Origin of the sequence: Moraxella nonliquefaciens, from assembly GCF_001679005.1 — a bacterium.
Classification (GTDB): Bacteria; Pseudomonadota; Gammaproteobacteria; order Pseudomonadales; family Moraxellaceae; genus Moraxella; species Moraxella nonliquefaciens.
On record NZ_LXTW01000032.1, the window covers coordinates 506485 to 518786 of the forward strand.

Sequence of the window (12302 nt, forward strand, 5' to 3'; positions counted from 1 at the left end):
GTTGCAAATGATAACAATTTATAACTTTTCATCTTAACAAAAATCTGTTAAATTATCCCCTTTTAATTTTCACCCTTTGGAGCTGTCATGAAAATCAAATTACTACTACTGCTTAGCGGTCTATGCTGTGCCAGTGCTTTTGCCACACCAAGCAATCAATCACTAGAAGAACTTGCCAAAATCATGCCCTATGAATCCACTTTCTATCAAGCAATCGTTGCCCCACTTGAAATGGAACGTATGGCAATCGCTCAGGGCATGGCACAGGACAACACACTTACCGATGAGCAACGCAAAAAAGCACTAAACACCTTTGATGCCTATGCCGAAGGACTGATTAAAACCTTAGATAGCAAAGCAGTCAAAGATGGGCTTAAAAAATCCTACCTAAACGCTGCCAAATCATTCAATCAAGCTGAGATGGACGCCATGATTGCATTTTATGGCAGTAAAGATGGACAAAGCGCCCTAAAAAAAGAAGATGCCGTCTTTGAATCTTACATGAAAAGTGCAGGTGAAAATAACCAAAAAATTATAGAAGATTATGAAAAAAAGCACCTTAATAAATTACAAGATGACATTAAGAAGATTTTGAAAAAATAACCAGCTTACCGATGCTTGCAAATCCTTATCATGACCCCATAATGATAAGGATTTTTTATAAATACAATAACAAAACCATGCAAAAATCCAAAAGCACTCGTGCCACAATCACCAAAAATCAGCTCGCCAAACAGATGGATGATGATAAACCCTTTAAAATGATAACACCCTTTGCCCCCAGTGGCGACCAACCAACTGCCATACAATCCCTAGTGGATGGGGTTAAGGCAGGCAAAAAAGACCAGCTTCTACTTGGTGTTACAGGCTCTGGTAAAACCTATACCATGGCAAAAGTGATAGAAAGTTTGGGGCGACCTGCCATCATCATGGCACATAACAAAACATTGGCAGCACAGCTTTATGGTGAATTTAAGGAATTTTTCCCTCATAATGCAGTAGAGTACTTTGTCAGTTATTATGATTATTATCAGCCTGAGGCCTATGTCGTGGCAAGCGATACCTTTATTGAAAAGGACTCTGCCATCAATGACCACATTGACCAAATGCGACTGTCCGCCACACGTGCCTTACTAGAACGTCGTGATACCATCATCGTAGCAAGCGTCTCTGCCATCTATGGCTTGGGCGACCCTGAAAGTTATTTAAAAATGCTCTTGCATGTGGTGGTAGGCGATGTTGTAGATAGAACCGAACTCATCAAACGCTTAGTTGAGTTACAGTATGAACGCAATGAGATGGATTTTGGGCGTGGCACTTATCGATTGCATGGCGAGACATTGGACATTTATCCTGCTGAGAGTGAACAGTTGGCGGTACGTATTGTTATGTTTGATGATGAAGTTGAAAAAATCACCTGGTTTGACCCTTTGACAGGAAAAAATGTCAAATCCGTACCACGCATTACCATCTACCCCAAATCCCACTATGTTACCCCACGAGAAAAATTAGAGGTGGCGATGGGGACGATTAAAGAAGAGCTTGCCGAGCGGTTGGCTTATTTTCGCTTGCATGATAAGCTGTTGGAGGCTCAGCGTATCAAAGAACGCACTCAATACGACCTTGAAATGATGCAACAACTTGGTTATTGTAATGGTATTGAGAACTACTCTCGTCATCTGTCAGGACGAAAGGCAGGTGAAGCTCCGCCCACATTGTTTGACTATCTGCCCTCTGATGCGTTGGTGTTTTTGGATGAAAGCCACGTTACCGTCCCCCAAATTGGTGCGATGTACAAGGGTGATAGAAGTCGCAAGGAGAATTTGGTTAATCATGGTTTTCGCCTACCATCCGCCATGGACAACCGCCCCATGATGTTTGAAGAATGGGAGGCGGTCGTACCAACTCGCATCTTTGTATCAGCAACCCCTGCCCCCTATGAGTTGGAACATAGCGAACAAATCGCTGAACAAGTAGTACGCCCAACAGGACTCATTGACCCCATATTAGAAATACGCCCTGTACTCACTCAGGTAGATGACGTGCTAGGCGAGATAAACCTACGTAAAGCACTCAATGAACGTGTACTCATCACCACACTCACCAAACGCATGGCAGAGGATTTGACCAGTTATTTAAAAGAATATGGCGTGCGTGTGGCGTATTTGCACAGCGATATTGATACAGTAGAACGCATGCAAATCATTCACGAACTGCGAACAGGGGTGCATGATGTGCTTGTAGGCATCAATCTGCTTCGTGAGGGTTTGGACATACCAGAGGTGTCGCTTGTGGCAATTTTTGATGCTGACAAAGAGGGCTTTTTACGCTCAGAACGTTCACTCATTCAGACCATTGGGCGGGCAGCACGTCATATTAACGGTAAGGCAATCTTATACGCCAACAGCATCACGCCATCCATGCAAAAAGCGATGGATGAGACCGAACGCCGTCGTGCCAAACAACTGGCATTTAATGAAGAACATGGCATCACACCAACATCAGCAAGTCGCACCATCACCGATAAGATTGATACAGGCGAGATTGAGAGTGTGGACACCCCAAAAATTGACATACCATTTGCCCTAAATGATATTGACATGGAGATATTGCGTCGTCCTAAACTTATCATAAAAGAGATTAACCGCCTAGAAAAACAAATGAAAAAACTCTCAGCAGAGCTAAAATTTGAAGAGGCGATGAGAGTTCGTGATACCATGCTCGCCTTAAAAGATGAGTTTAATAAACACTAAATGTGCCTTTTTGTGGTACACTTAATGGACAGTCTCCAAGAAACATGAGTTAAACTGAAACATGAGTTAAACTGAGTGCTGTCATTTCATAAAAAACAGGTTGGATGGATGGTTTTTATTGTTATGATTTTATTGTTATCACAGACCCCTTTTAAAAATACAATTTTTAATTTTTAAGAATTAACTCAATAATTCACAAAGGCAAAAACATGGCTATTGATTTTAGTGCCAGTCGTCTGTCCTACGAAAAAGACGAACTGATTGAAAAAAACATTGGTAACACCCCTTATCCTTTATTACAAAAATGGATGGATGATGCCACATCCGAGCAAATTGGTGAGGCTTATGCGTTTAGTCTTGCCACCTGTGGGGCAGACATGAGACCATCTGTACGTACCCTACTCATGCGTGAGATTAACCTTGTAGAAGATGATAACATACAGATGATTTTTTATACCAACTACGACAGCGATAAGGGGCAAGATTTGGCGGACAACCCTTTTGCCGAAGCCTTATTTTTTTGGCACACCCTAGAACGTCAAGTGCGAGCATCTGGACAAGTAGTTAGATTATCTCATGATAAATCAGAGGCTTACTACCACTCACGTCCAAAGGACAGTCAGCTTGCCGCATGGGTCAGTCGCCCCCAAAGTGGGGTAGTAGACAGCCGTGAGGTCATGCAAAGCGATTTTATCAAATTATCCGAACAGTTCAGTGAACATGTCCCCAAACCCGAATTTTGGGGTGGCTACTGTCTGATGGTAGATAAGATAGAATTTTGGCAAGGGCGAGCCAATCGCATGCACGACCGTATTGTGTATCGCAAAGACGATAATGGTTGGCAGATGATGCGATTATTACCATGATGATTGTTTAAAAAGACACAAAAAAGCGATGATAAGGCATACCTACCTTTAAGATTTGCCACAAAAATAAATAAACCCATCAACTCATCGCTTAGAGCATGCACCGAGTTTTTATTTGTGAATTTAGAATAAAACTAACCCACACAGCGTTTTGGTGTTTGTTTTTTATTCAGCGATGTTTGGCAACGCCACACTGATTTGCCATTGTCCATCTGATGATACATGGTCAGATTTCGCCCATTCAGATAACGCACAGGATAGTTTGCCCCCGATACCGTTGCCACTACCGCACAATCGGTCTTGACATAGGGCAGACTTGCCACCACTTTGACACTCACCCTTTGCTTGTCAGTAGTAACAGGCAAATCCACAGGGCAGATACCCGTTTGCATATAGATAAGCTCCACTCGCTTGGTAATGGCTTTGACACTGCGATAACTCTCAAAAATTACCGTTTGCTCTTGTTGTATGGCGATGATGGGCATAAATTGCAACACAATGATTGCAAGTAATGCACCAAACATGGCAAATGCTGCACCAAGCCCCACCACACTGACCCCGCCATGTTCTGCCAAATGTGCCTTTTGGGCATCTTTGTCATTGGGGTATAACTCTAATGCGTCTGCTATCTCACGCCGTGCCATACGATAATAATAAGCATCCGCCCAACGTGCCACCATGCCCGACCAAAATAGCCATACTCCCATGCCTATCGTCAGTCGTGTATACATCTGATAAGCATTTGGCAACTTAGCGATAAATAAAAACTCACATACCGCCAAAATAATGACAATGTTAAGTTTGATAAACGACCAACCAGCAATGCAGTAGACCACACAATCCAAATAACGCTTACGGTACATAAGCCAGCCAAAAGTGGTTAAAAACGCTGACCAGTTCCAACGGGCAGATAATTTTCCCACTTTATCAAAGTGTCCAAATCGCTTTAAATAATACGCTTGCGAGCGTGTGCCAATAAACCACTTATCAAGTTGCATCCGCTCTTTGTCAGATAAATACGGCTGATAAAATGGGGGTGGTGTTGTGTCTTCTAAAAATGGCAAACGAAACATAAATTTTGTACTTAACCGATGAATGTTTTATAATAGGCACTATTTTACGCCTTTTTTAATTAATATACCATGACAAACACACAACAGCCAACCCCAAAATCTTCTCTTGCCCCTGTCGGTGGTGACCGCCAAACCCCTGATATCTCTCGGAATGCCATCAGTCAAGAGATTCAAAATCTCAATTGCACGCCTGCCAAATACAGTCACGCCATCGCCACTTTTATGAGACGACGCACACACCTAAGCCAATATGCCCAAAAAGCCCTAACCGACCCCAGCTTTGCCCCATATATCATCAATCATGGCAAGGTTTTGGGCAAATTAGGCGATGTATCAAATATCCGTGATTTGCAAGTGTTGTTTAAAGACACACCAAACAAAGAAAACGCCCCATTGACCCTAGAAATTGGCTTTGGTATGGGCGACAGTTTGGTGAAGATGGCACAAGCTGACCGAACACGTAATTTTGTTGGTATAGAAGTTCACGAACCAGGCATTGGACGAGCCGCTTACCTTGCTCATGAACTGGGACTGACCAATTTAAAGGTGCTAAATGGCGATGCGATTGCCTTGCTCAATAACCTACCAGATGAACATTTAGATACCGTACAACTCTACTTTCCTGACCCTTGGCAAAAAAAACGACACTATAAACGCCGTTTTGTTACCACAGAACGCATGACTCTTGTGGCGGATAAACTAAAAACGGGCGGAGTTTTTCACAGTGCAACCGATTGGGAACATTATGCCTTGTGGATGCTAGAAGTGCTAGATAACATGGCAACATTTGACAACTTAGCAGGCAAGGGCAATTTTTCGCCACGTCCTGATTTTCGCCCTGCCACTAAGTTTGAAAAACGTGGGGCGGATTATGGACGTGCGTCTTGGGATTTGCTATATCAAAAGGTGTAACCTAAGGCAATACCGCACTGGGCATACGCTTCATGATAATCCGCTTTTTGTTTTGTAGGCGACGGTTATTGAGATTTTTTTGGTAATATTTGGGATTGGGGAGCATGCTGATGAGTAGTGCCGACTGTTCACGGCTTAGGTTTTTGGCAGATTTGCCATAATAATGCTGTGCCGCCGCCTCAATGCCATAAATGCCCTCGCCAAATTCCGCCACGTTCAGATAAACCTCCAAAATCCGCTGTTTGTCCCACATCTGCTCCATCATCACCGTAATAATCGCCTCCTCACCCTTACGAATGTAAGAGCGGTGCGATGTTAAAAATAAATTTTTGGCAAGCTGTTGGCTGATGGTTGAGCCACCTACCCCCACCCTCCCACTTGCTTCATTGACCTTAATGGCACGCTCAATGCCATCCACATCAAAACCGTTATGCGTGGTAAATTTAGCATCTTCACTTACCACTGCTGCCTGTTTGGCTGTTTTGGCGATGTCATCATAATCCACCCACACTTGCGTAACCTCACCCCCCAATAGGCGATGAGCGACCATAAACATAGAATTACCAACAGGGTAGACGCTCCACACACCGAGCATGGCTACAATGAGCAAATGAAAACTGATGACCAACACCAAGAGCGGAGCCATCATCCATCGCCATAGCCACAAAAGTAGCCCATAACTTTTGGGTTTTGGTGATGTTTTTGGGGTAGGGTGTAGGCAAGATGGGGCATTTGTGGATTTTTTAAACATAAAATCAAATAAACTAATAAGATAAACTTTGGGTGCATTTGCTATAATAAACGCCCTATTTTACACGATTTTTTGCCACAGGGCATTATTTTTTATGAATAATATTAATTTTATCAAATACTTACAAAACTTAACAGATGACCGCTTTGCCCTGACTTGCCTAGGCCATAACGAATACCACACGTTCCATGCTCTACTATTGGCGACATTTACAGATTCGGACAGCCAACAAATCATCCACTCATCCAACCCTACCGCTGATTGGTATCTTTTAGGCACGGACGGCTGTCATCTGTGTCATGCCAGTCATGCCCTACTGACCCAAGTTCGGGTCATATATCCACACATGCCCACCGTTCACGTGTTAGAGCTGACTGGCAGTGATGATTTGATTGACCATTTGGGCATGCTCATCCCCATACTTATCACCCCCACCTGCCTGCTGTGCTATCCGTTTGGTGTCATGGATGTCATTCATCTTTTGCCAAATCATCACCACAAACACATCAAATAAATAGACACATTTTCATTTTTATCAGTTTTTTAAATCACAAAAAACAATAAAATTTTATGATTTTTAAAAATCAGTTATTTATTTTTAATAAGTTTTTGAGTAAAATAGCATCTCACTCATTAGTTGTTAATGAGATTTATTGTAAATAACCATTTTTTATTGTGGTTTTTGCTAAATTTTATCAAAACAGGGCTTTGTGATGTGCCAAACTGACATTGCAAGCAATTGTTATTTTTTGTATGACCCAACAATAAATACCATTTCAAACACTGAAATTACAATACAGATGGGCGTACGGTCTTTATATTAGACAAAGGAGTGTATATGCTAATCTTTTTGGCACTATTACCAATTTTAATTGTTTTTATCTTATTGGTCGTCATGCGATTGCCTGCCAAAATTGCCATGCCTGTGGCATATTTTGCAACCGCCTTGCTGTCATTGTTTGTATGGCAGACCTCTGGCAGTCAGGTTGCCGCTGCAACCATTCATGGCGTACTGACCGCTGTCAATGTGCTATTTATTGTCTTTACAGCGGTGTTACTGCTTAACACCCTAAAAGAGAGCGGAGCAATCGTTGCCATTCGTCAAGGTTTTATGGGCATCTCGCCTGACCGCCGTGTACAAATGATTATCGTGGCATGGCTGTTTGGTTCGCTCATTGAAGGTTCAACAGGTTGGGGTACGCCATCGGCGGTCGGTGCTCCCTTACTGCTGGCACTCGGCTTTCCTGCAATGGCATGCGTCATGGCGATTCTCATCATTCAATCCGCTCCTGTCTCCTATGGTGCGGTCGGCACACCCATTCTCATTGGTGTGAACTCAGGTCTTGAAAACAAAGATGATGTAAGTGCTGCCATTGGTCAGCAAGGCATCGCCTTTGGTGATTATATCGTACAGATTGGGGCAAATGTTGCGTTTGTACACTCGGTTGTGGGTTTTTTAATTCCATTAATTCTGTGCTGTTTTTTAACCAAATTCTTTGGGGCAAAACGCTCGTTCCGTCAAGGCTTTGAAGCCGCTCCTTTTGCTATATTTGCAGGTCTTTGTTTTGTCATTCCTTATTACTTGACTGCCAAATTTGTCGGTCCAGAACTGCCCTCTTTGGTTGGGGCGGTGGTCGGTCTTGGTATCGTCGTACCAGCTGCCAAAATGGGTTTTTTGACCCCAAAAAACACCTTTGATTTTGAAAGCCGTGATACATGGGAAGAAGATTGGAAAGGCACACTGGCAACCACCAATGTTGATGTGAATGAAAAAGCCAAATTTTCCATTGTCAAAGCATTCTCTCCTTATTTATTGGTCATCTGCATCTTGATTGCCACTCGTACCATCAAACCATTAAAAGACTGGTTAAGCAGCAATGCCGTCATTACGTTTAGTAATATCTTAGAGACTAACATCACCAATAAAACACAGCTTTTGTACTCACCTGCAACGGTGCTACTGCTTGTCTCTATCATCTGTATCTTTTTGTTTGGCATGAAAGGTGATACCATCAAAAAAAGCTGGTCAGCCTCAGGCAAAACCATGATAGCTGCCGCTCCTGCCCTACTGTTCTCCATTCCGATGGTGCAAGTATTTATTAACTCTGGTGCACCTGCTGATGCTGTCAAGCCAATTGTATCCATGCCAAATGTACTGGCAGCAGGGGCGGCGGACATGTTTGCAGGGGCATGGCCACTGTTTGCTCCGTGGATTGGGGCGTTGGGGGCATTTATTGCAGGGTCTAACACCGTCTCTAACATGATGTTTAGTCATTTTCAGTGGAGCACTGCCACTCAAATCAACTTAGATGTCATGGATGCCGCCAAAGTAGTTTCTCTGCAAGCAGTAGGCGGTGCAGCTGGCAACATGATCAGTGTGCATAACGTCGTTGCTGCCTGTGCGGTGGTTGGACTGGTAAACCGTGAGGGTTTGGTCATTCGTAAGACGCTCATCGCCATGAGTTATTATGTGGTGCAAGGGGGTTTGGTAGGCATGGCGTTCATCTTTAACCCCATATGGTGGATAGCAGCAGCATTATGGGCGACGACTTTCTTTGTCATCATGACTGTTATTAGCAAAAAGAGTGAGCGAGTCTGATACTCACCACAAACAAAAGGGATTTTGATAATCCCTTTTGTTATTTTTTATAAAGTATTGTAAAATATACCCACCTTTAAAACTTTAAAACTAAGGCTGTTTTATGGCAGATTTAAGCAAAATCACCGAAATTGAAGACCTACGTCGCATTGCTGAGCGTAAAGTACCACGCATGTTTTATGACTATGTGGACAGTGGTTCGTGGACTCAGACCACTTATCGCAACAACGAGACCGACTTTGACCGCATTAAGCTACGCCAGCGAGTACTGGTGGATATGGAAGGTCGCTCGCTTGCCACTCAGATGATAGGGCAAGATGTGCATATGCCTGTGGCAATCGCCCCAACTGGCTTTACAGGCATGATGTGGGCTGATGGCGAGATTCATGCTGCTCGTGCCGCTGAAAAATTTGGCATTCCTTTTTCGCTCTCAACGATGAGTATTTGCTCCATTGAAGATGTGGCAGAGAATACCACGAAGCCGTTTTGGTTTCAGCTGTATGTCATGCGTGATAAGAAATTCATGGAAAATCTCATCCACCGTGCCAAACAAGCCAAATGCTCTGCCCTTATCCTAACTGCTGATTTGCAAGTACTGGGACAACGCCACAAAGACATCAAAAACGGACTGTCTGCACCGCCCAAACCAACCCTGACCAACATCATCAATCTGATGACTAAGCCTGAATGGTGCTTTAATATGCTTGGCACCAAACGCCATACATTTCGTAATATTGTCGGTCATGCCGAGGGTGTGGGCGACTTATCTAGCCTATCATCATGGACAGCAGAGCAGTTTGATCCTCGTCTTAACTGGGATGATGTCGCTCGCATCAAAGAGTTATGGGGCGGGCCGCTTATCATCAAAGGCATCATGGAGCCAGAAGATGCCATTTTGGCTGCTAGGTCAGGGGCAGATGCCATGGTCATCTCCAATCACGGCGGTCGTCAGTTAGATGGGGCACCAAGCTCCATCGCCAGTCTTGCTGATTGCGTGCAAGCGGTACAAGCGGAAAATTCAAAATGTGAAATTTGGCTAGACAGTGGCATCCGTTCAGGGCAAGACGTACTAAAAGCCATCGCACTGGGAGCAAAAGGCACGATGATAGGTCGCTCATTCCTATATGGTTTGGGGGCGTATGGTGAAGATGGTGTTCGCCGTACCTTAGAGATTATCTACAAAGAATGCGACATTACCATGGCTTTTTGCGGTCATACTAACATCAGTACGGTCAATGAAGACATCTTTATCAAAGGCACTTACGAAAATCTCAAAGCCAGCAATCCACACATCATTCCAATTCGTTGGTAAGAAAAGAACACAAAACCACGTCTTAGGGCGTGGTTTTTTGACATATATTCTATATTTCTATATTTCTATATTTTATGTAACAATCCCATCAAAACTCTGCCCATGTTCCACTTTTCATGTGTAGCACTCTATCAGCTCGTGCTGCCAATGCCCTATCATGTGTTACCATAAGCAGTGCCATGCCAAGCGTGTCTTGTAGCTCTGAGAGCAGTTCAAATACCGCTAAGGCATTATCATCGTCTAGGTTGCCCGTTGGCTCATCAGCCAGCACCAGACTAGGACGCGTAACCAATGCCCGAGCAATCGCCACACGCTGACGCTCACCCCCTGACAGCTCGCTTGGGCGGTGGTGAGTACGGTGCGATAGACCAACACGGTCAAGCAGTTCATTCGCCCTACTTCTTGCTTCATTAATGCTCACATCAGCACGCATAAGCAAGGGCATAGCAACATTTTCGGTCGCATTAAACTCCGCCAAAAGGTGATGAAATTGATAAATAAAACCCAAATGCTCATTACGCATACGTCCACGTCTCGCCTCTGCCAGATGATTTAGGCACACGCCTTTGAGCCATACCTCGCCTGTGGTCGGTATATCCAACCCCCCCAACAGGTGAAGTAATGTACTTTTTCCTGAACCACTACTGCCAACGATGGCAACACGTTCGCCTTGATGAACAGTCAAATCAAGCCCTGTAAGTACAGTTGTTTTAATTTTGCCCTCATCATAAGTCTTACTGATGTTTTTTGCTTGTAAAATAATACTCATCTCATTCCCCTATTCATAACGCAAGGTTTGGGCGGGCTGGATTTTCGCTGCTTTTAGGGCAGGATAAATGGTCATGATAAATGATAATAAAAATGAAGACGAGGTAACTAACAAAATATCGCTTATCTTGATGTGCGTTGGCAGATAATTGACAAAATAGGCATCAAATAAGTGTAAGCCAAATACCTGATTAAGAAATCCCAAAAACTCACTGATGGTTAGCGTAAAAGTTACACCCAAAATCGTACCCACCACTGTACCAATAACACCAATAATCATGCCCTGCACCATAAAGACCTGCATGATAAGCTTAGGGCTTGCTCCAAAGGTTTTTAAAATGGCAATGTCGGATTTTTTGTCCGTTACCAACATGACAAGGCTAGACACGATATTAAAAGATGCAATAATCACAATCAAAAACAGCAAAAGCCCAATCATCGCCTTTTCCATCTGAATGGCGGAAAACAAATTACCATGCGTACTTGTCCAATCATCAGCCACCAGACGTTCAGGGGCGATACTCTGTGCCTTTATTGCCGCTTGGGGTGCTTTGAAAATATCATTCATTTTTAGGCGAATGCCCTGAGCACCATCAGGCAGACGCAGTAACACGCCTGCATCACGCATGGCAATATATGCCATATGATTGTCTATCTCTTGACTGATATTAAACACGCCAACCAAGGTAAACCGCTTAAATCTAGGGACGACACCCGCCGCCGATGGAGATGCCTCAGGCAATACCAATGTTACCTTATCCCCCATCACAAGTCCCATGGAATCTACCATACTCTGACCCAGCACAATGCCAAATTCGCCCGCTTTTAGGGCATGGATGTCGCCTTGCACCATATGCTCGCCAATGATGGAGACCTTCGTCTCATGCTCAGGTTCAATGCCTGTTACCATAATGCCCGCCACCTGTCCATGAGCGGTCAGCATGCCTTGTAGTCCAATAAACGGAGCAGTTGCCACGACATTTTTGTCATTCTCTTCAATCTTTTTGGCAAGTGTTTGCCAATCAGGGATGATTTCATAAGAGCTGACATTTGCCTGTGACACCATGCCCAAAATACGAGTTTTTAACTCTCTATCAAAACCATTCATCACCGACAGTACGGTAATCAATACCGCCACGCCAAGGGTTAACCCAATCATGGAGATGAGCGAGATGAAAGAGATAAAGCCATTTTTACGCTCAGCTCGGGTATATCTTAGTCCGATGAATAAAGCAAGGGGACGAAACATAGATAAGGATTGCCTTTAA

General features: G+C 43.8%; 11 protein-coding genes. 7 read left to right on the forward strand and 4 right to left on the reverse strand.

The features are described 5' to 3' along the window. The first annotated feature begins 87 nt into the window (after positions 1–87). The 3 genes from A7456_RS09290 to pdxH all read left to right on the forward strand — a co-directional run bounded on the left by A7456_RS09290 (position 88) and on the right by pdxH (position 3619). Complete coding sequence (locus A7456_RS09290; protein ID WP_067009807.1) at positions 88–603, forward strand: DUF2059 domain-containing protein; 516 nt, start codon at positions 88–90, stop codon at positions 601–603. A gap of 134 nt (positions 604–737) precedes the next feature. Continuing rightward, positions 738–2753 (forward strand): excinuclease ABC subunit UvrB, encoded by a 2016-nt coding sequence (uvrB, locus tag A7456_RS09295; protein ID WP_227713315.1) that lies wholly within the window; start codon positions 738–740, stop codon positions 2751–2753. Between the two features lie 209 nt (positions 2754–2962). Continuing rightward, positions 2963–3619: a pyridoxamine 5'-phosphate oxidase gene (pdxH, locus tag A7456_RS09300; protein WP_067009810.1), complete on the forward strand. Its 657-nt coding sequence runs from the start codon at positions 2963–2965 to the stop codon at positions 3617–3619. 134 nt (positions 3620–3753) lie between these two features. Here the strand turns inward: pdxH and A7456_RS09305 are convergent, their stop codons facing one another. After that, the gene (locus A7456_RS09305) at positions 3754–4692 is read right to left on the reverse strand and encodes a pilin (RefSeq protein ID WP_066891356.1); all 939 of its coding nucleotides are present in this window, start codon (positions 4690–4692) and stop codon (positions 3754–3756) included. A gap of 69 nt (positions 4693–4761) precedes the next feature. Between A7456_RS09305 and trmB the strand changes: the two genes are divergently transcribed. Further along, on the forward strand, positions 4762–5604 hold the full coding sequence (trmB, locus tag A7456_RS09310; protein ID WP_067009813.1) for a tRNA (guanosine(46)-N7)-methyltransferase TrmB: 843 nt from the start codon (positions 4762–4764) through the stop codon (positions 5602–5604). A 1-nt stretch (position 5605) separates the two neighbouring features. On the opposite strand, the gene mtgA is transcribed toward trmB, so the two are convergent. Continuing rightward, complete coding sequence (gene mtgA, locus A7456_RS09315; protein WP_067010046.1) at positions 5606–6253, reverse strand: monofunctional biosynthetic peptidoglycan transglycosylase; 648 nt, start codon at positions 6251–6253, stop codon at positions 5606–5608. A 196-nt stretch (positions 6254–6449) separates the two neighbouring features. On the opposite strand from mtgA, the gene A7456_RS09320 reads away from it, so the two are divergent. From A7456_RS09320 to A7456_RS09330, 3 genes are all read left to right on the forward strand, one after another. Then, a complete protein-coding gene (locus A7456_RS09320) occupies positions 6450–6869 on the forward strand; it encodes a thioredoxin domain-containing protein (protein ID WP_067009816.1) in 420 nt (139 codons plus the stop codon). A gap of 324 nt (positions 6870–7193) precedes the next feature. Further along, positions 7194–8954: an L-lactate permease gene (locus tag A7456_RS09325; protein ID WP_067009820.1), complete on the forward strand. Its 1761-nt coding sequence runs from the start codon at positions 7194–7196 to the stop codon at positions 8952–8954. Between the two features lie 103 nt (positions 8955–9057). Continuing rightward, positions 9058–10266, forward strand: coding sequence for an alpha-hydroxy acid oxidase (locus A7456_RS09330; RefSeq protein WP_067009823.1), 1209 nt, complete (start codon positions 9058–9060; stop codon positions 10264–10266). A gap of 88 nt (positions 10267–10354) precedes the next feature. Here the strand turns inward: A7456_RS09330 and lolD are convergent, their stop codons facing one another. Next, positions 10355–11035, reverse strand: a complete 681-nt coding sequence (gene lolD, locus A7456_RS09335; protein ID WP_066888059.1) for a lipoprotein-releasing ABC transporter ATP-binding protein LolD — start codon at positions 11033–11035, stop codon at positions 10355–10357. A 9-nt stretch (positions 11036–11044) separates the two neighbouring features. Next, positions 11045–12283 (reverse strand): lipoprotein-releasing ABC transporter permease subunit, encoded by a 1239-nt coding sequence (locus A7456_RS09340; protein WP_067009825.1) that lies wholly within the window; start codon positions 12281–12283, stop codon positions 11045–11047. Positions 12284–12302: the final 19 nt, after the last annotated feature.